Source organism: Janthinobacterium sp. MP5059B (assembly GCF_001758645.1).
Lineage (GTDB): Bacteria > Pseudomonadota > Gammaproteobacteria > Burkholderiales > Burkholderiaceae_D > Janthinobacterium > Janthinobacterium lividum.
In genome coordinates, this window is sequence record NZ_LRHX01000006.1 from 618,952 (window position 1) to 643,907 (window position 24,956).

At 61.2% G+C, this 24,956-nt stretch carries 19 protein-coding genes; 16 read left to right on the plus strand and 3 right to left on the minus strand.

Features of this window, described 5'->3' with window-relative positions; translation table 11 throughout:
• Positions 1 to 43: 43 nt before the first annotated feature.
• From tssI to tssK, 3 genes are read right to left on the minus strand one after another with little or no spacing between them, the layout of a single operon-like run.
• A complete protein-coding gene (gene tssI, locus JAB1_RS07500; RefSeq protein ID WP_083299601.1) occupies positions 44 to 3,850 on the minus strand; it encodes a type VI secretion system Vgr family protein in 3,807 nt (1,268 codons plus the stop codon).
• Positions 3,850 to 4,629 carry a type IVB secretion system protein IcmH/DotU gene (gene icmH / locus JAB1_RS07505; protein ID WP_070279340.1) on the minus strand — a complete coding sequence of 260 codons (780 nt, stop codon included), beginning with the start codon at positions 4,627 to 4,629 and terminating at the stop codon, positions 3,850 to 3,852. The genes tssI and icmH overlap by 1 nt, the downstream gene beginning before the upstream one ends.
• Positions 4,630 to 4,638: 9 nt before the next feature.
• Entirely contained in the window at positions 4,639 to 5,985 is a 1,347-nt protein-coding gene (gene tssK, locus JAB1_RS07510) for a type VI secretion system baseplate subunit TssK (protein WP_070257341.1), read from the minus strand.
• 359 nt (positions 5,986 to 6,344) lie between these two features.
• Here tssK and JAB1_RS07515 point away from each other — a divergent pair, with 359 nt between their 5' ends.
• From JAB1_RS07515 to JAB1_RS07590, 16 genes are all read left to right on the plus strand, one after another.
• Positions 6,345 to 6,926 (plus strand): hypothetical protein, encoded by a 582-nt coding sequence (locus tag JAB1_RS07515; RefSeq protein ID WP_070279341.1) that lies wholly within the window; start codon positions 6,345 to 6,347, stop codon positions 6,924 to 6,926.
• A gap of 66 nt (positions 6,927 to 6,992) precedes the next feature.
• Positions 6,993 to 7,502, plus strand: a complete 510-nt coding sequence (gene tssB / locus JAB1_RS07520) for a type VI secretion system contractile sheath small subunit (RefSeq protein WP_070257339.1) — start codon at positions 6,993 to 6,995, stop codon at positions 7,500 to 7,502.
• Positions 7,503 to 7,506: 4 nt separating this feature from the next.
• Positions 7,507 to 8,991 carry a type VI secretion system contractile sheath large subunit gene (gene tssC, locus JAB1_RS07525; protein ID WP_034777802.1) on the plus strand — a complete coding sequence of 495 codons (1,485 nt, stop codon included), beginning with the start codon at positions 7,507 to 7,509 and terminating at the stop codon, positions 8,989 to 8,991.
• A gap of 27 nt (positions 8,992 to 9,018) precedes the next feature.
• Entirely contained in the window at positions 9,019 to 9,510 is a 492-nt protein-coding gene (locus JAB1_RS07530) for a type VI secretion system tube protein Hcp (RefSeq protein WP_034752191.1), read from the plus strand.
• Between the two features lie 146 nt (positions 9,511 to 9,656).
• On the plus strand, positions 9,657 to 10,145 hold the full coding sequence (tssE, locus tag JAB1_RS07535; RefSeq protein WP_034777804.1) for a type VI secretion system baseplate subunit TssE: 489 nt from the start codon (positions 9,657 to 9,659) through the stop codon (positions 10,143 to 10,145).
• Between the two features lie 2 nt (positions 10,146 to 10,147).
• Entirely contained in the window at positions 10,148 to 11,992 is a 1,845-nt protein-coding gene (tssF, locus tag JAB1_RS07540) for a type VI secretion system baseplate subunit TssF (protein ID WP_070279342.1), read from the plus strand.
• Positions 11,956 to 13,050, plus strand: coding sequence for a type VI secretion system baseplate subunit TssG (gene tssG, locus JAB1_RS07545; RefSeq protein ID WP_070279834.1), 1,095 nt, complete (start codon positions 11,956 to 11,958; stop codon positions 13,048 to 13,050). Before tssF ends, tssG begins: the two co-directional genes overlap by 37 nt.
• A 45-nt stretch (positions 13,051 to 13,095) precedes the next feature.
• Positions 13,096 to 15,756: a type VI secretion system ATPase TssH gene (gene tssH / locus JAB1_RS07550; protein ID WP_070279343.1), complete on the plus strand. Its 2,661-nt coding sequence runs from the start codon at positions 13,096 to 13,098 to the stop codon at positions 15,754 to 15,756.
• A gap of 66 nt (positions 15,757 to 15,822) precedes the next feature.
• Positions 15,823 to 18,360, plus strand: coding sequence for a type VI secretion system Vgr family protein (locus JAB1_RS07555; protein ID WP_070279344.1), 2,538 nt, complete (start codon positions 15,823 to 15,825; stop codon positions 18,358 to 18,360).
• A 225-nt stretch (positions 18,361 to 18,585) separates the two neighbouring features.
• The gene (locus JAB1_RS07560; RefSeq protein ID WP_083299602.1) at positions 18,586 to 19,557 is read left to right on the plus strand and encodes a DUF4123 domain-containing protein; all 972 of its coding nucleotides are present in this window, start codon (positions 18,586 to 18,588) and stop codon (positions 19,555 to 19,557) included.
• The gene (locus tag JAB1_RS07565) at positions 19,554 to 20,030 is read left to right on the plus strand and encodes a hypothetical protein (RefSeq protein WP_070279346.1); all 477 of its coding nucleotides are present in this window, start codon (positions 19,554 to 19,556) and stop codon (positions 20,028 to 20,030) included. The genes JAB1_RS07560 and JAB1_RS07565 overlap by 4 nt, the downstream gene beginning before the upstream one ends.
• A 1-nt stretch (position 20,031) precedes the next feature.
• Positions 20,032 to 20,517: a hypothetical protein gene (locus JAB1_RS29470; RefSeq protein WP_139144462.1), complete on the plus strand. Its 486-nt coding sequence runs from the start codon at positions 20,032 to 20,034 to the stop codon at positions 20,515 to 20,517.
• A gap of 129 nt (positions 20,518 to 20,646) precedes the next feature.
• A complete protein-coding gene (locus tag JAB1_RS29475) occupies positions 20,647 to 21,150 on the plus strand; it encodes a hypothetical protein (protein WP_139144463.1) in 504 nt (167 codons plus the stop codon).
• 1 nt (position 21,151) lies between these two features.
• Positions 21,152 to 23,266 carry a DUF2235 domain-containing protein gene (locus JAB1_RS28675; RefSeq protein WP_071653311.1) on the plus strand — a complete coding sequence of 705 codons (2,115 nt, stop codon included), beginning with the start codon at positions 21,152 to 21,154 and terminating at the stop codon, positions 23,264 to 23,266.
• A 1-nt stretch (position 23,267) separates the two neighbouring features.
• Positions 23,268 to 23,534 (plus strand): PAAR domain-containing protein, encoded by a 267-nt coding sequence (locus JAB1_RS07585; RefSeq protein ID WP_034788038.1) that lies wholly within the window; start codon positions 23,268 to 23,270, stop codon positions 23,532 to 23,534.
• A gap of 7 nt (positions 23,535 to 23,541) precedes the next feature.
• Entirely contained in the window at positions 23,542 to 24,888 is a 1,347-nt protein-coding gene (locus tag JAB1_RS07590; RefSeq protein WP_139144464.1) for a hypothetical protein, read from the plus strand.
• Positions 24,889 to 24,956 lie beyond the last annotated feature (68 nt).

Genomic DNA, 24,956 nt, shown 5'->3' on the forward strand with positions numbered 1-24,956 from the left:
GCTTTCAATGGTAGTGCCATCAGCATGGCATAGATAAGCAGGGTCAGACAATATCGCATCGTATTTTCCTGCCGATTTTTTTGCTCAGTAATTCCTGCGCCTCAATCGCGATATTCCAGCCGTGGCGTTTCAGGATCCGCGCACCTTCTGCGTACGACATGATCGATTGCGTCAGGTCTTCCGGCGAGGTGCCGTTGACGTGGCAGACGATGGGCTCGTCGAGCGTGCCGTCCGGCTTGAAATAGCGTACCGTTTCTTCGAATTCCGTGTACGAGTATTCGTCGGGCATGCCGACGCAATGCCCGAATTCATGCGCATACGTGGTCAGTGCCGTTGCCAGCGACACGTTCATCACGTCGCCGGTCACGTTTTCGCGGTCATAGCGCTTGTGGATCTGCAGCGTGTAATGCTGATTCTCGTCGACCCAGAGGACGCGGAAAACCACGGGCAACACTTTTTGTCCGCATTGCGGATCATTGATTTCAAGCCGGAACTTGTTGTTCCAGTTGCCTTCGATGCCGGCCGTCGCGTTTTTCTTCGCCAGCGCCACCACGTTGGCGCGCTGCTTGACGCGCAGCGCCGCCGATTCCGTACCCTTGTCGCTCTCTTCCAGCGCCTGTCCTGCGGCGTCCAGTACCGTGATGGCCTTGAAGCGCACTTCCACCACCACCGGACCGTCCGATTTTGACGGCACGTACAGCTTGAACCAGATCCTGTCCTTATATTTGTGCGGCGTGCCGTCGTGCTGGTAAGGCTGCGCATAGCGGCCATACGAGGGACCGGCGATTTCCTTTTCGTAGTCCTCGATCCAGCAGGCCGGCAGCTTGACCAGCACTTCCTTGCGGCGCTTGTTGGCCACCGGCGTGGTGCTGGAGTCGCCTGCCGGCTTGTATTTCGGTTCCGGCGGGGTGCTGGCCCTGGCTGCCGGCAGCCCTGGCGAACCTGGCACCGGCGCCGGTGCGGAAGAGGGGGCGGATGCCGGTGCCGGTGTCGAACCCTGGCCGCCCACGGTTTTCAGCAGCTCGATCACCAGCGCCTCGGTGGCGGCGGCCGCAATCACATGCGTCAAGCCCTTTTCGTCGGTCATGCCGCTCTCATAGCTGCCATCTTCGCGCTTGATGCGGTAGGGCTGGCGGGGCATCGCTTCGCCCGTGTCGCGGTCGCGGAGCACAAAGCCTTCATCGAACAGCTTGATGCGCGTGTCCGGCAGCGCCGGCAGCACGCCAGCCGCGCTGGCGCCGCCGTTGAACACGTGCTGGCCACCCTTCACCGTGAAGTTGCCGGGACACGTAAACGTGATATTGCCGCCTTCAAGCGTGATCGACGATTGCCCGGCCTGCAGCGTGATCTTCTGATTGGCCTTGATGTCGATGCAGTCGTTGACCGAGATCACGGTAATGGCCTTGTCGGCCAGGATTTCCAGTTGCCCCGTATGCGCCTGCAGCGATACGGGGCCGTTCGCGGCAATCGCCTGGATGCCGCCGGCGTGGGTAAACAGTCCTTGGGCGCTGGCCGACACGGATGAATAGGTGTGGCCGGCCGTCATGTGCAAGTCCGCTTGCGTCGTCCAGTGCAACTGCTGGGCGGCAAACACCACGGTCGAGCCGGGCGTGGCCCAGTTGATGCTGGCAGGCGCTTCCATCAGTACCAGCGGCTGGCCGAACTTTTCCACCGGCTGGTCGGCGGCCAGCTTGCGCTCGCCTGCACTGGCCTTCAGTGCTTCCTGACCGCCCACGCTCGCTTGGTATTTGCCATCCTGCTGCGGATCGATCTGCTTGATCAAGTCCAGCTGGGCCTGTTTCGCGTCCTGGCTGAACAGGGCGGTTTGTTGCTGTGCGGCCTCTGCCAGCGACGTGTTCAGTTCGGCCGCGCCTTTCAGCTGGGCCAGCGCTTCCATGGTGTCGAGCTGGGTAGAAGCAACGCCCGCGCCAGTCTGTGCGCGGGCGGTGGTCGAGATGAGCACGCCTTCGCCGCCGCGCAGCACCGTCCAGGCATCGGTGCGCAGTTCGAAACCGCTGCCGCGATAGCTGCCGCGCTGGGCCGTGTTGGGGCCCTGCTGTACCAGGTAGCCGAGGTTCAGCTGCGTGGCCGCGCTGCTTGTCGCCAGGCGGGTGCGCAACTGGCCCGGCGTGTCGTCGATCACCCACTGGTTATAGCCGCCGCCATCGAAATTGTGGCTGTGGATGCCGGAAATGACGCCGGCGTGATTGACGTCCGAGCCGACGCCGGCCGCATACGGCGGCGCGTCGCTGCCGGTATAGAGCTGGGCCACTACCAGCGGACGGTCCATGTCGCCTTCGATGAAGTCGACCAGCACTTCGGTGCCGATGCGCGGCGTAAATTGCGAACCCCAGTTCGGGCCGGCCAAGGCTTCGGCAACGCGCACCCAGGTGCCTGACGCTTCATTGCCGGGTGCGTTGCCCTGTTGATCCGTGTTGTGCGCCATGCCGCCCGGATTGGCGGCGCCGCCCCGTTGCCAGGCGAACTGGATGCGTACCTGATGGTCGCGCCCGGTGGTCGCCACGCTGTCGGGCAGGCCGACCACCAGCGCCGTTTGCGGCCCCAGCGCGCTGCTGGCCACGCGCGCGGCGGTGGCGAGCGGCACGATGGCCACGCTGGTCCGCGCGCAAGCAAAGGTATTGCGGTAGGTGCCGGCCTCGAGCTGGCCATCGAGCAGGCTGGCGACGTCGCTCAGGCTGGCCACTGCCGACAGTTTCGACAGTAGCGACGTCAGCGCGCCGCCGGCCGGCCCCAGGTTGTTGCGTGCCTCGTGCTCGACCCAGAGCACGGTGAACTGGTTGGCGCCATCGGCATAGTGTTCGTGCTGCAGCAGGTCAAAGGCGTGGCCGGCCGCCATGCGCCGCACCGCGCCAGCGCCCGTGAATTGCTTGTTCTCCAGTTCCAGCGCCTGCAGCATGCGCAGGCCGTGCGGATCGGCCGCCGTGCTGTCGGCATAGCGCCGTTCGCCGGAGCCGTCGTACAGGGGCAGGGGCGGCAGCTCGCCCGCCTGCAGGCTCGAACTGTGTTCGGCGGCCGGCGCCGCCAGTTGCTGCGGGTCCCAGCTGCTGATGCCGACCGCATTGGGCCGCACCTGGCGCCGCGCGCTGAAGCTGTCGATGGCGTCATCGGTATCGCTGGCGCGCACGCCGTGAAAGCGCAGGCCAGCCACGCCCGGCGTCGGCGGCGCGACTGCCTTGCTGTCGAAAATCACGAGCTTGTGTTTTGCCTGCTGCGCGTTCTGTTGTTCGCCTTGTTGCGCCGCGCCATTCTCCTGTTCGTGCTCGAAGCGCCAGTTCAGGCCTTCGAAGGCCAGCACGCGGGTCAGGAAGGCCAGGTCGCTTTCGCGGTATTGGGTCCAGACGGGGCGTGGCGCCAGTTCCTGGCTGACGTCGAATTCGAAACGGACCTGCGGATAGTCGCCGAGCAGCTCCGTGATGAGGTCGCGCGCGTTCTTGTCCTGGAAGATATAGCTGTCGCGGCGCAAGCCCAGCAAGGCCAGGGCAGGCTCGAGGCGCAGCCGGTAGCGCGCCACGCCGCCGTCGGCGCCGGCAAAGCCGCAGTCGGTGCACAGTCCGTGCCAGGCGCGCCAACTGCCGTCGGGCTGCAGCAGCTTGAGCGTGATTTCTTCCCCGAGAAAACTGGCCAGGTCCAGGCCCGCCGCCGTGCTCAAGGCATCGACCTCGAAGCGGAACAGCTCATTGATCGCCTCGCGGCCCGTCATCCGCTCGGCCATCAGCGATTCGGGCAGGTTCGATTCCTGCGCCGTGGCAAGCGTGATCAGCCGCGCATGCTGGGACAGGCCGGTGCCGAACACCCCCAGGGCGGCCTCTGTCGTTGCCGGGCCGCTCATTAAGGCAACGTGATGGTCAGGTTGGCCGTGCGCGGCGCCAGTTTGACGATATCGCTGTAGGCGTTCATCTGCTGTTCGGTGTTTTTGGCCAGCATGGTGCGCAGGCCCAGGTAACCGAGTGCACAGATCAGCGCGAATATCGAGCACAGCACCCACAGCGGCACGTCGTTGCGCAACTTGTGCGCAATCTGGTCGGGGCGTTCCGCATGTGGCGCAAAGCCGGCTTTCTTGCCCTTCATCTGGGCGATCTCGTCACCCAGGCGGGCCGTCAGGTAGGCCAGTTTTTCCGAGCCTTCCAGGATGTACCGCCCCTGGAAGCCGAGCAGCAGGCACATGTGAAACACTTCCAACGCCTGCAGGTGGGCGATGCCGCGCGCGCGCAGGGCTTCGAGACGGATGAAGAAATTCTCGCCGGCCAGCTGGTCGCCGAACAGCACCAGTTGCAGCGGGCGGCGCGCCCAGTCGTCGCGGATGGCATACGGCGAGCGCAGGATGATTTCGTCGACCGCCGCACAAAATGCATATTTGGCGGCATCGATATCGTCGGCCGAGGCCGCATGTTTTTTCGCCGCGTGCCCGAATTCGTCGAGAAACTGCGTCATCTTTCTGATGAAGTCGGCATTGTCTTGCGGGCCGCTGCCGTTTTTCAGCATGAACAGCGCGTAGAAACCGTCGTACATCAGGTCCGTCAGCGTGTGTTCCGTGCCCGGACCGGCAGGTACGCTCGATGCGTAAGCGGCGGAGCCGCCGGACATCAGGGAGGGGGCGTTTGCATTCATCGTTTATCTTCAGGAAGTAATGGCGACAAGTTCAAGTTTCAGATCCCGCATGCCGGACGGAACGTAGATCGAAATCGACTGGGCCTGCAGCATGCGGTCGTACATCTGGCCCTTCGCTTCGATGGTGAAGTAGTACGTATCGGGCCGCACGGGCACGGCGGCCGGCACTTGCGGCGTGTGCTGCAGGCGCACGCCGGGCAGGGCCGACAGCACGAATTTTTCCACATCGTCGGGCGCGCCGATCTTGAAGCGCAGCGGCACCACATCCACCAGTTCCACGCCCGGCAGGTCGGCCGAGACGCCCAGGTAAAACGCGGTCTTGTCGTCGATCTTGCCCGAATCGAGCTTGCCGTGATGGTAAGACGGCTTGATTTCGGTCAATGCAATGGCGAAATATTTTGACGAGATCACCGTGTCGAGCAGTTCGCGGATGATCGCGTGCAGGCGCGCGAACGACGGCCCCGGATCGGTGTGCTGATAAGCCGGCAGGTCGGCCAGCGCATGGGTTTTCGAGAACGTCATCAGCGCGCCGGCCAGGGCCAGCAGCGCTTCGTACAGGCGCTCCGGGTGCAGCGCCGGATGATGGAAATAATGGCTGAGCGAGGCGAAGGCCGAACTGGCCGTGTGCAGCAGCCAGAACGAGGACATGTCGCCGGAGCGAAATTCGATCACATTCTTGCTCGGCTCGCGGTGGTGGCCGTACAGGGCGTTGACCTTTGCCTGCAGCGCATCGATCAGGCGGCGCAGTTGCAGGAACAGCAGCGGGGCACTGCGGATCGACAGGCTCGGCGGCACGAACGACGGGTCCGGCTCGAAGCCGCCGGTCGACAGGCGCCGCAGGCGCAGCAACGGAAAATTCACATACGAATCGCGCGGTTCCGATTCGGCCACCAGGCGCAGCGATTTTTGCAGGTAGGCCAGTTCGGCCTGCGCCGCATGGGTGTACAGGTCGGGCGTTTCCAGGTTGGTCTGACCGTAGCGGGCTGCGCTGTTGGTTTGGTCGGGCGCGGCAAAGTTGCCGCCGAAGTGTTTGAAGGCGGGCAGGGCGGCATAAAACGTGACGGTTTGCTGTGATTGCAGCAGCTTGCTCAGGTCCAGGGCTTCGGGCAACTCGTCGGCGCCGGGCGCGTTGTAGATTTCGCCATCCTGGAACACCAGCGACAGTTCCAGCAGCCGCAGCGTGTTATTGCTCAGCGCATCGCGGTCGATCTGCACGTGGTTGACACCCCAGGCGTAGGGATGCAGCGCCTTGATGCTTTCGTGCAGGCGATGTTCATGGTACCGGTCTTGCTGCTGGAAGTGCTGGGGGCGCAGAAACAGGCCTTCACCCCATAACAATTTGCTTGTAATGCTCATCGATTGCCCTTTTTCCCGAGGAAGTAAAAGCGCGGAGAACGCTGCCGCTCCCGGGCTCTTTTGCAGCGCGATCGGCGCCTTGCAGGTGCATCCGATCATTCAATCTTTGCAATAAGAAATTATGTGCTTTTTTCGCAACTGCAACAACATTAACATTATCTGGAAGAAAGGCGCGTACGGTACGTTTCCCGCATGGTGCCTGCCTTTGCGGCCGATCGGATTGTGAGTTTTCGCGTATTTTCTATTGAACGGAGTCAATATTCAATCCGTGTTAGTCTCGCAAAAATAAGAATTTGGCAACTATAAATTGCAAGTTTTTTAATGACCGCGTCATCTTTTTTTTTGAGGGAAATCAGACCATGTCTCGCCAATTCACACTCCATTTTTTTGCCGCAGTCGCTTGCGCATTGACGCTCAGTGCCTGCAGCACCGCACCAGCGGTCAAGACGGCGGCGCCGCCGCCCTCGCTCGACGAGCTGATGGCAAAGGCGACCCAGGCTGCCAGTTCGGGCAACAACGAGGCGGCCATGGGTTTGTGGAAACAAGCCGCTGTCGAATTCCCAGCCGATAAGAATCCATGGGCCCGCATGGCGCAGACCCGCTATGAGGCGGGCCAGTACGGCGACGCCATCATCAATGCCCAGGAAGTGCTGGTGCGCGACCCCGCCGACAAACTGGCCAACAGCGTCATTGCGATCAGCGGACTGCGCCTGTCGACGCGTGCATTGGCCGACCTGAGCCGACAGAACAACCTGTCCGGCCCGCTGCGCACCGAATCGCAGGATCTGGCCAAGCTGTTGCGCGAAAGCCTGGGCGAAACCGTGCTGGTACCGGCACCGGCCGCGGCGCAGGCGCGCGACAAGCAGCCGGCGCGTCCGCCGCGCAAGGGACAGAGCAAGACTGCTGACAGCAGTGCCAATCCCTTCGATGGTTTGAAGTGAAGCTGAGGCAGTAGCAATCTACCAGGGCATCGCGGATGCCGCCGATTACTCGTGAAGGGATGTGTCATGTCAAAAAAAGAAAGTGTTCAAAAACGCCTGCAAAAGGTCCGGCCGCCACGCGTGCAGATGACGTATGACGTGGAAATCGGCGATGCGATTGAAAACAAGGAACTGCCCTTCGTGATGGGCGTCGTGGGCGACTTCGGCGGCAATTCGGAAGTCGAGCAGAAACGGCTGAAGGACCGCAAGTTCATCGGCATCGACCGCGACAATTTCGACGAGGTGCTTAAGGGCGTCGAGCCGCGCGCCGCGTTTGGCGTCAGCAATGAGCTCAGCGATGAAGGCGGCCAGTTGCGCGTCGACCTGCGCTTCAAGTCGCTCAATGACTTCCGTCCCGAGGCGGTGGTGGAGCAGGTGGCGCCATTGCGCCGCCTGCTCGAGGCGCGCACCAAGCTGGCCGACCTGCGCAACAAGCTGGCCGGTAACGACAAGCTGGAAGATATCCTGAACGACGTGCTCAACAGCACGGAAAAGCTGGCCCAGCTGGAACAACAATCCACCGCCAAGAAAGACTGATCCCATGTCCGCTCAACTGACCCCCGCGTCCGGCGCTGCCGCGACCACCGATATCGGCTTGCTTGACCAGATCGTCGAACAAAGCAAGGTTGCCAAATCCAGCGTCGAGCATGCTCGCGCCAAGGACCTGATTTCAGAACTGGTCAGCCAGGTGATGGAGGGCACCGTGGTGGTGTCGGACAACCTGGCGGCCACCATCGATGCGCGTGTTGCCGAGCTGGACAGACTCATTTCGCGCCAGCTCAGCGTCATCATGCATGCGCCCGAATTCCAGAAGCTGGAAAGCAGCTGGACCGGCCTGCATCACCTGGTCGATAACACGCCCACCGGCACCAACCTGAAGATCAAGCTGCTCAACGCCACCAAGCGCGAGCTGGTGCGCGATTTCCAGAGCGCGCTGGAATTCGATCAGTCGACCATGTTCAAGAAAGTGTATGAGGAAGAGTTCGGCACTTTCGGCGGTGCTCCATTCGGCGCGCTGCTGGGCGACTTCGAATTCACGCGCCAGCCCGAAGACATGTATTTCCTCGAACAGATGTCGCATGTGGCCGCTGCCGCCCACGCGCCCTTCATTTCGGCCGCATCGCCCGAGCTGTTCGGCCTCGAGAGCTATTCCGACCTCGGCAAGCCGCGCGACCTGGCCAAGGTGTTCGATACGGTCGAATATGCGAAGTGGAAGTCGTTCCGCGAATCGGAAGATGCGCGCTACGTCGGCCTCACGCTGCCGCGCTACCTGGGGCGGCTGCCGTTCAATCCGGCCGACGGCGCCACCGTCGACGGCTTCAACTTCGTCGAGGATGTCGATGGCACCAACCACCAGAAATACCTGTGGTGTAATGCCGCCTATGCCTTCGGCGCCAAGCTGACGGCGGCCTTCGACGATTACGGCTGGTGCGCGGCGATCCGCGGCGTGGAAGGCGGCGGCCTGGTCGAAGACTTGCCGACCCATACCTTCAAGACCGACGAGGGCGAAGTGGCGCTGAAATGCCCGACCGAGATTGCGATTACCGACCGCCGCGAAAAAGAGCTGAGCGACCTGGGTTTCATTTCGCTGGTGCATTGCAAAAACACGGATTACGCGGCGTTCTTCGGCGCCCAGTCGGCGCAGAAGGCCAAGAAGTACAACACCGATTCCGCCAACGCGAATGCGGTGCTGTCGTCGCAGCTGCAATACATCTTTGCCGTCTCGCGCATCGCCCATTACATGAAGGCGATGATGCGCGACAAGATCGGCAGCTTTGCCGCCGCGTCCAACGTCGAAGACTTCCTCAACCGCTGGCTGATGCAATACGTGCTGCTCGACGATAACGCCAGCCAGGAGCAGAAGGCCCAGTTTCCATTGCGTGAAGCATCGGTGCAGGTGTCGGAGGTGCCTGGCCGCCCCGGCGTCTACCGCGCCATTTCCTTCTTGCGTCCCCATTTCCAGCTCGATGAGCTGTCCGTTTCACTCCGTTTGGTCGCGGAGCTGCCGCAATCGACCAAATCCTGATTTTTTTAAACCACCGAAAGGAATGACATGGCAATCGACGTTTACTTGCAAATTGATGGTATCAAAGGCGAATCCACCGACACCTCCCACAAAGATTGGATCGAATGCAAGTCGGTCCAGTGGGAAGTACTGCAGCCGAAGTCCGCCACCGCCTCGACCGGCGGCGGGCATACCGCCGAACGTACCGAGCACAAGGATATCGTGGTCGCCAAGCTGGCCGACCTCGCCACGCCCCTGCTGCTGCAAAATTGCTCATCCGGTAAAACGATCCCGAAAGCCAAATTCGAATTCCTGCGTGCTGACGGCCAGGGCGAGCGCATCAAGTACTTCGAGATCGAACTGGAAAACGTGCTGATCAGCAGCGTGGCGCCGTCCGTCGCCGCTGGCGACATCCTCGGCGAAAATGTGTCGATCAAGTATTCCAAGGTCAAGTGGAAATACACGCAGCAAAAAGTCGGTGGCGGCTCAGGCGGCAATACCTCTGGCGGCTGGGACCTGTCGGCCAACAAGACGATTTGATCGGCAACGGCCCTTGCCGGATGAAGCCGTTCCGGCTAGCCGCCGACGGTGACTCCGGCTTGTGCCTGCGTGACTGATGCTCCTGAATCAAAGGGCCGCCGCAGGCCGCCCTTTTGTTCCTTCCCACTGCCAATGACGGGATACCGATGAAGGGTTTTACGCCGGGATTGTTCGACCGCCTGATGGACACGCCTGTCCAGGGCGCTTCCAGTAGCACCGTCTCGCGCCTGTCGCTGGAGGATTTGAAAGACACCGTGGCGCGCGACCTGGAGGCGCTGCTCAACACGCGCACCGTAATACCGGAAGCGCTGCTGAAAAAATTTCCCGAATGCGGCCGCTCGATTGTCACCTACGGCCTCAATGATTTCGCCGGCCTGAGCCTGTCGAGTTCCGATGACCGCGCATATATCTGCCAGTGCCTGGAAAAGGCCATCGCGCGCCATGAGCCGCGCCTGCGCAGCGTGCGCGCTTCGCTGGAAATCCAGGAAGGCTCGATCAACCGCCTCAATTTCGCCATCACCGCGCTATTGGTGGTGCACTCGGCCCAGGAACCCGTCAACTTCGACGCCATCCTGCAGCCGTCCAGCCTGCATTACACGATCAGCAAGGCGCGCCGTGCGGCGCAAGGAGCCTGAACTTGGAAGAATTATTGCCGTATTACGAACGTGAACTGGGTTTCCTGCGCCGCTATTCGCGCGAGTTCTCCGAGCGCTACCCGAAGATCGCGGGACGGCTGCTGATCGGCGGCGAAGTCTGCGAAGACCCGCATATCGAGCGCATGATCCAGTCCTTCGCGCTGCTCAATTCGCGCATTTCGAAACGCCTCGATGACGATTACCCTGAATTCACCGAGGCGCTGTTCGAGGTACTGTATCCGCATTACCTGCGGCCGTTTCCTTCGTGCTCGATCGCGCGTCTCGACTACAGCGGCGCGGCGGCGCAATTGACGGCCGCCACCGAGATTGCGCGCGGCACCGAACTGGCGACGCGCCCCGTCAAGGGCGTCGCGTGCACCTTCCGCACCGCGTATCCCGTCACCGTGGCGCCGCTGGCGCTGACGCATGCGGCGTTTGCCGCCATCATCGACGCGCCCGAGCAGGTGCAACTGCCGCCCAACGCCACCTCCAGCGTCAGCATCGTCATCGAAGCGACCGCCGATCAGATCAGTCTGGCGCAACTGGGTGTCAAAAAGCTGCGCGTGTTCATCGACGGCGAGCCTTCGTTTTGCGCGGCGCTGCGCGACGCGCTGTTCATGCGCACGCTCAAGGCCTATGTGGAAGCGGACGACAGCGGACGCTGGAGCGCGCTGGCGCAGATCCCCGTCAGCGCCGCCGGCTATGCCGAGGACGATGCGCTGATCCCGTTTTCGGCCCGTTCGCATCCGGCCTACCGGCTGCTGACCGAATACTTCTGCTTTCCCGAAAAATTCAATTTTTTCGACATCGACCTGGCCGCGCTGTGTGCGCCGCTGCCGTCCGGCTGCCGGCGCATCACCTTGCACCTGGCCCTGGCCGGGCTGCGCACGGATTCGAATACGGCGCGCATGCTGGGCACCATGTCGACGAATAACCTGCTGCTGGGCTGCACGCCGGTGGTCAACCTGTTCCGCCTGCGCGGCGAGCCGATCCGGCTGACGCATACGGCAGCCAGCTATCCGGTGCTGGCCGATGCGCGCCGCGCCTACGCCTTCGAGGTGCAGGCCATCGAATCGGTCAAGCTGGTGCGCCAGACCCCGCAAGGGGAGTCGATCACGGAATTTCGCCCATTCTATTCGCTGCGCCACGGCCAGATGCCGGCCAAGGATGGCCATTACTGGGTGATGCGGCGCGATGACACCATCAGCGAGAAAAGCCCCGGTTACGAGACCGAGATTTCCATCGTCGACATCGATTTCGATCCCGCCGCGATTGAAACCGATACCCTCAGCCTGGAGCTGAGCTGCACCAACCGCGACCTGCCGGCGCAACTTACCTATGGCCTGCGCGGCGGCGACCTGTTCCTGGAAGGCGGATCGAGCGTGCGCAGCATCCACTTCCTGCGCAAGCCGACGGAATCGCACCGCTTCGAGCGGGGGCGCGGCGCGCACTGGCGCCTGATCTCGCACCTGTCGCTGAACCATCTGTCGCTGTCGGGCAGCGGCCTGGAAGCGTTCCAGGAAATGCTGACCCTGTATGACTTGCCCCGCTCGGCGACCTCGCAACGGCAGATCAGCGGCATTGCTGCAATCGACCACAAGGCGGCCAACGCCTGGCTGCCCGGCAATCCCTTCGCCTGCCTGGTGCGCGGCCTGGAAGTGCGGCTGACGCTCGACGAGGAAGCGTTTGTGGGCAGCGGCATCCATGCGTTTGCCCATATCGTCGAGTGTTTTCTCGGCCTGTACGTGCATGCCAACAGTTTTACTCAACTGGTGGTGCTGTCGAAAAAATCGGGAGAGGAGTTGTTGCGATGCAAACCACGCAGCGGCGATTTGAGCCTAGTGTAATCGAGCGCCTGTTCGCCGAGCCTTACCGCTTCCAGTACTTCCAGGCGGTGCGCATGCTCGAACTCTGGCTGGTTCGCAACGGCATGGCGCGCGAGGGCGCGGTGGCCAACTACCTGCGCTTTCAAAATTCGGTGTCGCTCAATTTTGCGCCCAGCCAGCTTGAAGCGGTGCAGGCGGAACCGCGCGAGCTGGGCGCCCTGGCGGCCGACATGCGCGCGCTGGGCGAGGCCGTGCGGGGCGGCGAACTGAAATACGTCCGCATCACGCCTGCCTTTATGGGCTTTCTCGGCGTGGCCGGCGCGCTGCCGGCCCACTACACCGAACGCATCGCCGCGCACCAGCTGTACGAAAAGGACGACGGACCGCGCGCCTTTCTCGACACGTTTTCCAGCCGGGCGCTGGCGCTGTTCTACGAAGCGTGGCGCAAGTACCGCCTGGAACTCAAATACCAGCTCGATGGCAGGGACAAGTTCCTGCCGCTGCTGCTGTCGCTGGCGGGCCTGGGCCATGCGTCGCTGCGCCAGCGCCTGTACGACGATGGCGATGGCGTGCTCGACGAGTCGGTGGGGTTTTTTGCGGCCGCCATGCGGCACCGGCCGCCATCGGCGGTGGCGATCGGCCAGGTATTGTCGGCCTATTTCGGCCAGACCATCAAGGTGACCCAGTTTGTCGGCTGCTGGTACGACGTGCCGCCCGACCAGCAAAGCAGCCTGGGTGGCATGAACGCCATGCTGGGTTCGACCGCGCTGGTCGGCGCGCGCGTCTGGCAGCGCGACTTGCGTATGCGGCTGGTGGTCGGACCGCTGGCGCGCATGCATTTCGACGCCTTTCTGCCGGGCGGCGCGGCGGCGCGTGCGCTGGAAAAAATGCTCACCATGTTTACCGGCCTGTGCCTTGAATACGAAGTGCAGCTGGTGTTGCGCGCCGAGGATGTGCATGGCGTCACGCTGGAGCAGCCGCGCAGCGGCGGGCGGCTGGGCTGGGACAGCTTCCTGATCACCTCCGGCGCCGCGCAGGACCGTGGCGACGTGCGCTACGAACTGCATGCGCTGGCATGAACCATCTTTCTTTTTTATCCGTTTCCACACAAGGACCTTTGCCCCATGAGCATCAACCTCAAGACGCTGATCAGCAAGCTCAATGACACCAGCCGCACCGCCGCCACCCGCGCCGCCGGCATCTGCGTCGGCCTCGGACAGTACGAGGTCGACCTGGAACACCTGTTCCTGGCCCTGCTGGAACAGCCGGCCAGCGACTTTGCGCTGATCGCCCGCCACAGCGGCATCAGCGTCAGCATGCTCGAAGCGGACCTGCAGGCCGAAGTGGCGCGCCTGCAGACCGGCAATGCGCGCACCCCCGTGTTTTCGCCCAGGCTGCCGAAGCTGTTTGAAAACGCCTGGCTGATCGCGTCGCTCGACGTGCAGGCCGGCCGCCAGGCCAGCATCCGCAGCGCCCATCTGCTGCAGGCGTTGCTGACCGACCCGGAGCTGGCGCAGCTGGCTTACCGCGGCTCGAAACTGTTCAACAAATTCAAGCTCGACGACCTGAAGCACAACCTCGGCAAGATCACGCAAGGTTCGCAGGAAGCTGCAGGCGCCCCGGCTGCCGATGGCGAGGCGGGGGAGGGCGGCGATCCGGTCGGCGAACTGGAAGGGCGCGCGGCCGCGTCGAAAACCCCGGCGCTGGACCAGTTCACCACCAACCTGACGGCGCGCGCGCGCGACGGCAAGGTCGACCCGGTGATCGGGCGCGATGCCGAGATCCGCCAGGCGATCGATATCCTGATGCGCCGCCGCCAGAACAATCCCATCCTGACGGGCGAGGCGGGCGTGGGCAAGACGGCCGTGGTCGAAGGGCTGGCGCTGCGCATCGCGCAGGACGACGTGCCCGATGTGTTGAAGGACGTCGAGATCCATACGCTGGACATGGGCCTGCTGCAGGCTGGCGCCAGCGTCAAGGGCGAGTTCGAGAACCGCCTGAAAAACGTCATCGACGAAGTCAAGAAAAGCCCGCACGCCATCATCCTGTTCATCGACGAAGCGCACACCATGATCGGCGCCGGCGGCACGGCCGGCCAGAACGACGCGGCCAACCTGCTCAAGCCGGCCTTGGCGCGCGGCGAGCTGCGCACGATCGCCGCCACCACCTGGGGCGAGTACAAGAAATATTTTGAAAAGGACGCCGCGCTGGCGCGCCGCTTCCAGGTCGTCAAGATCGAGGAGCCGAGCGAGGAACTGGCCTGCGCCATGTTGCGCGGCATGGCGCCGCTGATGGAAAAGCATTTCAATGTGCGCATCTACGACGAAGCCATCACCGAAGCGGTACGGCTGTCGCACCGCTACATCATGGGCCGGCAGCTGCCCGACAAGGCCATCAGCGTGCTCGATACCGCCTGCGCCAAGGTGGCGTTGGGCCAGAACGCCACGCCGGCCCTGCTGGAAAACCTGGTCAAAAAGCTCGACCGCATCGACGCCGAAGTCGCCACGCTCGAGCGCGAGGAAAAGAGCGGCGGGAATCACCCGGTGCGCCTGAAAGACTTGCGCGCGCAGCGCAGCACGGCTGCCGGCGAGCATGCGTCGCTGGCCGCGCGCTGGGAAAATGAAAAGACCCTGACCGGGAAGGTCAGGGCGGCGCGCGAGGAGCTGGAAAGCGCCGGTGCGAAACCCGATGCCAGCCAGGCCGGCGACCTGCAGGCCTTGCTGAAGGATTTGCGCGCGCTGCAGGGCGAAACGCCGATGGTGCCGGTGCAGGTCGACGGCCACGTGGTGGCGGAAATCGTCGCCGGCTGGACCGGCATCCCGCTCGGCAAGATGGTCAAGGATGAAATCCGCACGGTGCTCAAGCTGAAGGATATGCTGGAAGAGCGCGTGCTGGGGCAGTCGCATGCGATCGAGGCGGTGGCGCAGCGCGTGCGCACCTCGCGCGCCAACCTGGACGACCCGAACAAGCCGAAGGGCGTGTTCCTGTTCGTCGGCCCGTCCGGCGTGGGCAAGACGGAAACGGCGCTGGCGCTGGCCGACGTGCTGTATGGCGGCGAACGCAAGCTGATCACCATCAACATGAGCGAATACCAGGAAGCGCACAGCGTATCGGGCTTGAAAGGCTCGCCGCCCGGCTATGTCGGTTACGGCGAAGGCGGCGTGCTGACCGAGGCCGTGCGGCGCAACCCGTACAGCGTGGTGCTGCTCGACGAAGTGGAAAAAGCCCACCCGGACGTGCTCGAACTGTTCTTCCAGGTCTTCGACAAGGGCGTGATGGAGGATGCCGAAGGGCGCGAGATCGACTTTAAAAACACCATCATCATCCTCACCTCGAACGTCGGTTCGAGCATCCTGATGCAAGCCTGCCTGAATGTGGCGGCGGCTGACCTGCCGACGCCGGAACAGCTGGAGGAAAAGATCCGTCCGCAACTGGTGAAGACCTTCAAGCCGGCCTTCCTGGGACGCTTGAAAGTGATCCCGTTCTATCCGATCTCGGACGATGTGCTGGTCAATATCATCGGCCTGAAACTGGGCAAGATCGCCCAGCGCATCGCGGCCAATCACAAGGCCGAATTCAGCCACGACGAGGCGCTGGTCGAGGCCGTGCTGGCGCGCTGCACCGAAGTCGATTCGGGCGCGCGCAACGTCGACAATATCCTCAACGGCACCGTGCTGCCCGAGATCGCCGAGTCGGTGCTGGCCAAAATGGCCGAAGGCGCAGCGATCACGAAAATCAAGGTCAGCGCCAGCAAGCAGGGGCAGTTCAAGTACACCATCAAGTAAGCATGCGCACGCGAAGCAATATGGCTGCGCCGGCAGGCGCAGCGTCACTCAAGGGAATGGACATGCATGGCTAATCCGGAGCAGGGAACAGACAATCTGTTTGCAGGGATCGGACAGCACGCCCGGCTGCTCAAGCTGGACACACCGCTGGGCGCCGATGTCTTGCTGGCGCAGCGCGTCCATGCGGTCGACTGCGTGAGCCAGGGATACGACTATGTCGTCGATCTGCTGTCGCTCGACGATGCGGTGGAACTCAAGCAGCTGATCGCCCAGGAAGTGACCTTGTGGGTATTGCAGCCCGACGCCAGCTACAGCCCCATCCACGGTTACGTGCATACGGCCAGGAAGCTGGGCAGCGATGGGCAGCTGTCGGCCTACCAGATCGCTTTTGCCAGCTGCCTGCACTTCCTCAAGTTCCGCAAGGATGCGCGCATCTGGCAGAACAAGGGCGCCGACGACATCATCGCCGACGTGCTGGGCGGTCATCCGCAATGCCAGGGCAAGTTCAGGTTCGACCTGAACCAGGCGGTGCGCCAGCGCTCGTATTGCACGCAATACGAGACGGACTGGCAATTCGTCATGCGCATGCTGGAAAGCGAAGGCTGGTACGGCTATGTCGAACAGGCGGCCGATGGCAGCGGCCATCAGTGGATCATCACCGATTCGGTACAATCGCTCAAGCCGCTGCAGCCCGGGCAGATTGCCTTTCACCGCGCAGCTGGCACCGAGGAACTGGACAAGATCGTCCAGTGGGGCGGCGCCCGCACGCTGTCGAACAGCCAGCTGGCGACCCGCACCTATGATTACAAGGCGCCCCGCAGCAATCACCAGGACGCCGTGCAGATATTGCCCGGGCACGGCAGCATTCCGTCGCAGCTCGAGGTCTACGAATATACGGGCGCCTACAGCAGCGCCGACACCGAGCATGGCGCGGAACAATCGCGCCTCAGGGTGCAGGAGTGGGAATCGCGCATCAAGCGGTTTTTTGGCACCTCGGGCGTGCGCCGGCTGCCGGTAGGCTGCTGGTTTACGCTGCTCGACCATCCGGCCCACGCCGAAGAGGCGGCCGAGGAGCGCCAGTTCGTCGTGCTGGGCGTGGAATGGGCGATCGAAAACAACCTGCCGCTGTCCAGCATGCAACAGGATTTTTCGGGCAGCCTGAAAGGCCGGCTGCAGCAGTTCAAGGAAGAGGCGGGCTTGAACCGTGCCGACCTGGCCCCGACCGGTACCGGCGATGAGCGCACCGGCCACTGCTTCAACCGCTTCGAAGTGCAGCGCCGCAGCGTGGAATACCGCAGTGCCTTTGTGCACGCCAAGCCGGCCATGCATCCGCAAACGGCCACCGTGGTCGGCCCGGCCGGCGAGGAAATCCATACCGATACCCTGAACCGCGTGAAGGTGCGCTTCCATTGGGACCGCCTCAATCCCGGCGATGAAAAGGCCTCGTGCTGGGTGCGCGTGAGCTATCCGAATGCCGGCGAGGGATATGGCGCCGTGCATGTGCCGCGCGTCGGCCAGGAAGTGATCATCACCTTTCTCGACGGGGACGTGGACCGGCCCATCATTACGGGCCGCATCTACAACGGCGAACAAGCGCCGCAGTGGCATACCGATGGGCGCATGTCGGGCTACAAATCGAAAGAATACAAGGGCGCGGGCTTCAACCAGCTGGTGATGGACGATAACACCGAGCAGAACCGGGTGCAGTTGTACAGCAGCAATACCCATGCACAGCTCAACCTGGGCTATCTGGTGGGGCAGCAGGGCAATCAGCGCGACGGCTTTTTCGGTTCCGGCTTCGCCCTCAATTCGGATGCGTATGGCGCCATCACCACGCAAAAGGGACTGTACATCAGCACCTACGGCCGGCCCGGCGGGCGCGGCTCCCAGCTCGACGTGCGCGAGGCGTACGATCAGCTGACGCAGGCGCACGAGCTGGCGCAAAACCTGTCGGACGTGGCGGAAAAGTCCAGTGCCGAGGCGTTGCCGGGGCAGCAGGCGTTCCAGCAATTCATCGACGCGACCCAGGCGCAATACGACGGCGCCGGCCAGCAGGGCGCCAACCGCTTCGCCGAGCCGGTACTGCTGGCGGCGTCGCCGGCCGGCATCGGTCTCGCCACGCCGAAGAGCACGCACCTGCACAGCGGCGAACAGCTCACGATGTCGACGGGCGAGGATGCCAACCTGGCTGTCGGTAAAAGCCTGATCGCCAGCGTCAAGGAAAAGATCAGCCTGTTTGCATACAACGCGGGCATCAAGCTGTTCGCCGCGAAAGGAAAGGTCGAGATCCAGGCGCACGGCGGCGACATCGACATCATCGCCGAAAAGGTATTGCGCCTGCTGTCAGCCACCGACCGCATTGAAATTTTCGCCAAGAAGGAAATCATCCTCGGTGCCGATGGCTCGGCCATCAGGATCAACGGCGCGGGCATTACCGACATGACGAGTGGCCAGCGCATCAGCCATAACGCCGACTTCTCGATGCCAGGCCCCAAGACGATGCCGTATGCGCTGCCGGTGCTGCCCAAGGAAGTCTGCCTGGAATGCCTGAAAAAGCGCGCAAAACAGCGTACCGCCTTCGTCAACAAAGGGTCGCAGCGATGACTTTTTCATCGCTGGAGTACATAAAGGATAGAACATTGTGAGGAACGACAAACGAGATCGGCTCGAGAAGTCATTGCAGCCACTGTTGTCAGGCCGGCGCAGTGTGCTGGGCTTGATCGGCCTGGGTGCGCTGATGCCGCTTGCTGCTTTCGGACAAAAAAATAAAACCACGAAAAAGGCGGCCGCAGCGTATGGGGGAGTACGGCGCCAGGAAGTTTGCCGTGAATGCCTGCAAAAGCGCGCAAAACAGCGCTCCGCCTTCGTCAACAAAGGACCTCAACGATGAAATTTTTACCTCTGGATCAGGCTTCGTTTGCAGCAAACCTGGCAAGCGCGCTCGACAATCGTGAACTGAGCTGTTATGCCATTGTCGACCAGGCGCAGGACGGCACGCTGCTGGCGCGCTTTGAAAAAGAGCAGATCAGCGTGCACAGCAAGTGCCTGCTGCCGGCGGCGCTCGGGTCCGATACGGAAGCGTACGCGCCCCATCTGGTGGCGTTGTCGCCACTGGCTGCCGATACCGAAGCGTGGCCGGACATCGTGCAAGGCGCCGCCAGTCATCCTGCCAGCTTTACGCTGCTTGCAAGTACTGATGATTTTGACACGCTGTGGGAAAGCCTGGCGGCGTTTACCGAGATATTGCTGCCGGACGGCACCGACATGATTTTTGCCTTCTGGGACCCGGCCATCCTGGGCACCCTGACGGGACAGAAAAGCGACCTGACTTTGCACGTGGGGGTGCAGGCGCTGACCGTTTCCCAGCGCGAGCGCCTGCTGCAAGGCATAGCAGCATGGTGGTACTGGGACCGCGACGGCCATCCCCAGCAGGTGCTGCCAGGGGAAAACGATCACGGCCTGCCTCCCCACCGGGTGACCTTGCCGCTCAAGCTGGCCCAGGTGCAGGTCGACATGCTGGTCGAAGCGGGCATGCCGGACCAGCTTTTGTCGATGCTGCAGGAAAATCAGCCGCAGCTGCTGATGGACATTCCACCCGCGCAACACTACCGCCTCGTGCAAAAATACCTGTTGGCCGCGCGCAAACTGAAGCTGTCCGGTATGCGCGACATTCTTAACTATACCTGCGCCGCTCTGATCTACGGCGACAAACTCCAGACCAACCCGGTCATTGCGTCACTGCTGGCGCAGGTCAAGGCCGGCGATATCAGCTTTGAGGCTGCCATGGACCAGTTTCCATGAGCATATGGGAACAGGAAGCAACGAAGTCAGGCCGGCGGCTGGCGCTCGGATTGATGGCGTGCGGTTTGCTACTGCCGCTGGCGGCTTGCGGCCAGAGAGTGCAAAAAGAAACAGCATTGAATGTAGAAGTGTTCTCCTACGTTGATCGGGTCATTACCGATATTTCTTTTAACGGCACCGGCCTGGGCGTGATGAACAGGTATGGTGGCACTGGGACCATTACTGATGTTTATATTCCGTTCGGGATTCAGGCATTGAAATGGACTTTGGGCGGGCCAAAAGGAACGCCACGCAATGGCGAGCGTATGACTCCGAAGAATCAACTTGTGATTTCGCCGGAGCAGATACCGCCGGGAACGCGTTATCTCGGCATACATCTTTACCCCGATGATACGGTCGAGCTCACCTTTGCGGATTCCGTACCTGAACGAACAGCTCTAGGAGAGAAAATTCTGGCAGCGAGGAAGAAATAACATGCGTGGCAAGGACGAAAAAAATTCAACCAGTAAAAAATTTGCACTTTCGTCGCCAGACAGGCGCCACACCATCAGGTTGATTGCGCTGGGTCTGTCAATGCCGCTGGTCGCGTGCGGTAGAGCGGTGCCGAAATATATAGTATTGGACGTGGTCATGTATTCGTATGTGGACAGAGTTATTACCGATATTATTTTTAACGACACTGATTTGGGTGTGATGAACAGGTATGGTAGTACTGGAACCATTGTCGGTGTCGGTATTCCATTCGGACTCCAGACATTGCAATGGACATTGGGTGGTCCCAAAGGTACACCACGCAATGGCGAGGTTGTTTATATTAATAGCAAATTAGCAATATCTCAACAGCAGATACCCGAAGGAACTCGATATCTTGGTTTACATCTTTATCCGGACGATACCGCTGAAGTTACATTCGATGCATTTCTCCCACAGAGAAAACAGCGTGAGAAGAAATATCATTAAAGAGAAATACAAATGAATGAGGATAATGAGCTGTTTAAGCTTGGATGCGTATTTCAATGCTGGTGGAAAGCAGTGATAGAACGAAAATGCTAAAACAGGCAGTTAATAAATAAAAAATAAGGATGCGTCATGAAATGCGATAAAGGTTACGGTTTGGGGAATGAAAAAATTTCCCCACATGCAACGCGGAGAAGTGTGCTTGGTTTTTTTGGATTAGTTCTTTTAATGCCGCTGGTGGCATGTGGGCAAGGAAAAAGAAAAATGAAGAATGAAATAGTGTTGAATGTAGTGATGAACTCTTACGTTGATCAGATTCATACTAATATTATTTTTAACAATACTGATTTGGGTGTGACAACCAAATTTGGAACTACCGGGACCATTGTGGGGGTTCGTATTCCGTTTGGGGCTCAGACATTGCGATGGGAGTTGGATGGCCCGAAGGGAACGCCACGTATTGGAGAGGTTGTGACTGTAAGGAATCAGTTGGTTATTCTGCCGGAGAAAATACCGCCTGGAACCAGGTATCTTGGTTTGCATCTCTACCCTGATGACACAGCCGAGATCACCTTCTCGGAATCTATTCCTGACATTAGTGCACGTGGTAAACAACTTCTTGCAGAGAGGAGATAACATGGCCGAGGTCGACAAGCTGGTTGCGGCCCGCGCCTGCAATCGTGATGCGCGCGTCGGTAAGCCTAATGCGGAACAAATTTGTTCTGATATCTTGAATATCAGTATATTCTTTGATGGAACTGGCAATAATAGGGATGAGGATGCTAAGACTGCTAGTTGGGCCAACCCTGCGCGAATGTGGCGATCGGCACAGTTTATCGCTCCCATCGGTGGCTCAAATTACGCCATTTATGTTTCCGGGGTGGGAACGCGCTTCAACAATGAAGCGACGGATTGGATAGATAGGAAGTTGATGAAATTGCAGGATACAGGCGCCGCTGGAGGCGGTCTCGGTGCTGGCGGAACACGTCGAACCGAGTTCGGACAAACTAGCGTTGATGATAGTTTACGTGCCGTCCTCATAAAAAATGCCAAGAAACTGAATATTCCGTTAACAGCTTACGCAAAAAAAGGAAAGCCGGAGAATATCAACGGCCTCGCTGCCGCGATCGAGGCGCATGGATTGATTAACATAATCAATCTCTCTATTTTCGGTTTTTCGCGCGGTGCAGCGCTTGCCCGGGCATTCAGCAACGATATGATGAAAGAGTGCACTACTGGAAAAGATGGCGTACTGCGTTACAAAGGGGTGCCCATACGCCTGCACTTTATGGGGTTGTTCGATACGGTCGCTTCGTTTGGCTTGCCATCGCTGAACGTCGATACACCCTTTAAGGAAAAGAACCTGGTGGTGCCGCATGCGATCGAGCGTTGCGTGCATTATGTAGCGGCCCATGAATTGCGCTTTTCATTTCCCGTCGATCTGATCCGAAAGAACGGTGTACTCAGGTCTGGTTGGACCGAAACTGTCTACCCGGGTGCACATTCCGATGTGGGGGGAGGGTACGAACCGAAAAACCAGAATATCTTGAATAACTATGCGCGTCTTCCCATGCGCGACATGATGCGCGAGGCTTTCAAAAGCGGCGTTCGTCTGGTTGACTATGACGATATTCCTAAGCATGGAATAAAATTATTTGAAGATCATTTTGAACTCAAGCCTGAAGTCGAAGCGTCTTATAAGCAATACATGGCAGCAATTGGTGCTCCCGCCACCGTCGAGCAAGCTGTTACGGCACACATGAAAGCCCTGTATTCCACATGGGGCACCATGACCAAGCGAAAAATCAAGACGCCGGACCTGATTGAAGCCGAGAGCGCAGGTGGCAGCAAAAAAGGTCATCCCGGCATTGCGCGTGAAGCCGAGTTGTTGCTGGATGCCGCCAAAGCAAAAGAATTTGCCGTGTCGCATATTCTGCCCACGGTATCGGCAGCAACGCTGCAGGTCATCGGCATGAAGTACAGCATGATCGTGCGCCCGGAAAAGTGGCGGCTCGATGCCTGGCAAGCGACGGCATCCGATCCCGTACTCAATTTCATCAAATCCGCGGTGCATGATTCCAAGGCCGGCTTCATGGGCGGCGTGGAACCGTTCAGTTATTTCCGTCCGCGCGGCATGACAGAATCATCGCGCAATGTGCTGGCGCAAGGCTTGGACTGGCTGGACGATACCGTCACTGCCATCAAGAAGGGCGTGATCAAGGTGTATCACCGGGCCGAGGGCGTGGTGGTGGAAACCTGGGAAGGCGGCAAGCGGGTGGCCACGCATACGTACAAGGTGGGTGAAAAATTTGTCGTCGATACCGTGCGTGCTGGCGTCACCTATACGGTGGAGGTGTATCAGAGCGGCAAGCAGGTCGTCATCGCTGCCGTGAAGCGCGGCCAGCAGATGGTCATTACCTCGGTCAACGTCGTCAAGAAAGAAATCACCGATGCCGCGACGGCCGTGCAGAAAAAGGCCGGCGAGGTGGCGGACGCAACCCAGGAGCTGGCGGCGGAGGCCGGGCGCAAGGTGCAAAGCGGCGTCAACCAGGCCAAGGACATGGCCACCGAAGCCGGGCGCAAGGTGCAGAGCGGCGCCAGCCAGGCCCGGGACATGGCCACCGAGGCCGCACGCAAGGTGCAGGGCGGCGCCAGCAAGGCGGCCAAGGCCATCAGCGACGGCGTCGATACGCAGGTAAAAGCGATTGAAGATGGCTGGAGTGCCTTCCGGCGCAATCAGCTGGGATTCTGACATGGCGCTCGCAATCATCCGGCTCGGCGACAAGACGACCCACGGCGGCGTCGTGGCAAGCGCCTCTCCCGTGCATACGATCCGCGGCATCGGCATCGCCAGGGTGGGCGACATGGTCGCGTGTCCATTGCCGGGCCATGGCAGCAATCCGATCATCGAGGGCAGTGCCGTATTCAGTATCGGCGGACGCAAGGTGGCGCTGCATGGGCATAAAAGCGCTTGCGGCTGCGCGCTGATCGCCAGCCTGCCCGTGGCCACGATAGGGTAGGCGGAGCATGAGCGATATTTCCTTGCCGCAAGCACCGCCCGTACACCGTCCGCGCCGCCGGCTGGTGTTCAGGATAATCTTGTGGATACTTGTGTTGGCAATTGTCGGCATTGCCTGGATTGCTCTGCTGGCAAGCGTGGCGCCATCGCGCCTGGATTTGTCAGGTGGGCGCGCGATACTGATGCTCTGCGCACCGCCCGTGCTGCTGGCCTTTCTGGGCTGGACAGGCCTGCAATTTCTGGCAACCCCAGGACCCGTGCCGTCTTTGCCTGCCAGCACGGCGATCCCGGCGCCGGCGCAGGAGCTGCCGCAGGAACCGCCGGCGCCGCCGATTCCCCTGGTGCGCCTGCATATCGGTGCCTGGAGCGCGCTGACGCCCCATGGCGCCGTGACCGAAACGGCCGAAGGCAGCAAGGCGCGCAAGCAAGTCTTCAAGCCTGACAAGGCCATCCTGCACCCGTCCGGCTACCCGGCCCATGCCGGTATCGTCGATCCCCTTGACCTCGGTGCGATGGGGCATGCCGCTGGTACGCGCCTGCGTGTCCCGCGCGTGATGACCCTGCTCGCCGCCATCCTTGACGACCTGCATGCGCAGCAGGGCAGCCTGGTTCGCCGCATCGATGGCCCGGTGAGCGTGTATTGGCTGGCGCCCGATGCGATATCCGGCGACGCGGCGCAGGGCGCAGTCTTTGCACGGGCATGGCAGCATTCGGCCTGGCGTGACATGCCCTATGTCTTGCAGCCGATGGCGGCCGGCGAAGCCTGTCTTTTCACCGTGCTGTCGGCCCTGCAGCACGGCATTCGCCAGCCTGCCGTTTGCGCGATCATCGTCGGCGCCGACAGCTTGCTGGACCCCGAGGAACTGGCGCCTGCCTTGGCGCTGGGACAGGTGTTTGCCGCCAGTGCGCCGCAGGGCTTCATTCCTGCCGAAGGCGCGGGCGGCATCGTGCTGTGGAACCCGGACAGGGCGCCGGAGCAGGGTTGGGCGCATGCCGCAATACTGGGACCGGTCAGCACCGTGCAGGGTGCCGCGACGCACGCCGCCGTGCATGGCGTGATGTCCGCCGCGCTCATGGCGTCGGGCATGGACGCCGCCGATATCGCCCATGTTGTCAGCGATGCCGATCACCGCCCGCAGGCAAGCATGGCCGTGGTTGCCGCCATGTTGCAGCTGCTGGCCGGTCTCGACCCGCTGGAACAGCGGATGAGCCCCATGGAATCGGCAGGCAGTTTCGGCGCTGCAGCCGATTTGGTCCATCTTGCGCTGGCGGTAGAACTGGCCAGTGAAAAACCGGCGCTGGCGCTCGGCACCACCGGTGGACAGTGCGCTGGCGTCGTGGTAATGCCCGCCTGAGCGGCAAGGGCGTACATGCAATGGTTTCAATCGCGCTCCTGCGATATACATTCCTCGCTACAATAATT

Excerpts from the sequence above, each read along its gene's own strand:
- JAB1_RS07555 (WP_070279344.1), top strand. The coding sequence starts at position 15,823 with ATGGCTAATCCGGAGCAGGGAACAGACAATCTGTTTGCAGGGATCGGA.
- JAB1_RS07585 (WP_034788038.1), top strand. The coding sequence starts at position 23,268 with ATGGCGCTCGCAATCATCCGGCTCGGCGACAAGACGACCCACGGCGGC.
- tssK (WP_070257341.1), bottom strand. The coding sequence starts at position 5,985 with ATGAGCATTACAAGCAAATTGTTATGGGGTGAAGGCCTGTTTCTGCGC.
- tssC (WP_034777802.1), top strand. The coding sequence starts at position 7,507 with ATGTCCGCTCAACTGACCCCCGCGTCCGGCGCTGCCGCGACCACCGAT.
- JAB1_RS07515 (WP_070279341.1), top strand. The coding sequence starts at position 6,345 with ATGTCTCGCCAATTCACACTCCATTTTTTTGCCGCAGTCGCTTGCGCA.
- icmH (WP_070279340.1), bottom strand. The coding sequence starts at position 4,629 with ATGAATGCAAACGCCCCCTCCCTGATGTCCGGCGGCTCCGCCGCTTAC.
- tssI (WP_083299601.1), bottom strand. The coding sequence starts at position 3,850 with ATGAGCGGCCCGGCAACGACAGAGGCCGCCCTGGGGGTGTTCGGCACC.
- JAB1_RS29475 (WP_139144463.1), top strand. The coding sequence starts at position 20,647 with ATGAAATGCGATAAAGGTTACGGTTTGGGGAATGAAAAAATTTCCCCA.
- JAB1_RS29470 (WP_139144462.1), top strand. The coding sequence starts at position 20,032 with ATGCGTGGCAAGGACGAAAAAAATTCAACCAGTAAAAAATTTGCACTT.
- tssG (WP_070279834.1), top strand. The coding sequence starts at position 11,956 with ATGCAAACCACGCAGCGGCGATTTGAGCCTAGTGTAATCGAGCGCCTG.
- JAB1_RS07560 (WP_083299602.1), top strand. The coding sequence starts at position 18,586 with ATGCCTGCAAAAGCGCGCAAAACAGCGCTCCGCCTTCGTCAACAAAGG.
- JAB1_RS07530 (WP_034752191.1), top strand. The coding sequence starts at position 9,019 with ATGGCAATCGACGTTTACTTGCAAATTGATGGTATCAAAGGCGAATCC.
- JAB1_RS07590 (WP_139144464.1), top strand. The coding sequence starts at position 23,542 with ATGAGCGATATTTCCTTGCCGCAAGCACCGCCCGTACACCGTCCGCGC.
- tssB (WP_070257339.1), top strand. The coding sequence starts at position 6,993 with ATGTCAAAAAAAGAAAGTGTTCAAAAACGCCTGCAAAAGGTCCGGCCG.
- tssH (WP_070279343.1), top strand. The coding sequence starts at position 13,096 with ATGAGCATCAACCTCAAGACGCTGATCAGCAAGCTCAATGACACCAGC.
- JAB1_RS28675 (WP_071653311.1), top strand. The coding sequence starts at position 21,152 with ATGGCCGAGGTCGACAAGCTGGTTGCGGCCCGCGCCTGCAATCGTGAT.
- tssE (WP_034777804.1), top strand. The coding sequence starts at position 9,657 with ATGAAGGGTTTTACGCCGGGATTGTTCGACCGCCTGATGGACACGCCT.
- JAB1_RS07565 (WP_070279346.1), top strand. The coding sequence starts at position 19,554 with ATGAGCATATGGGAACAGGAAGCAACGAAGTCAGGCCGGCGGCTGGCG.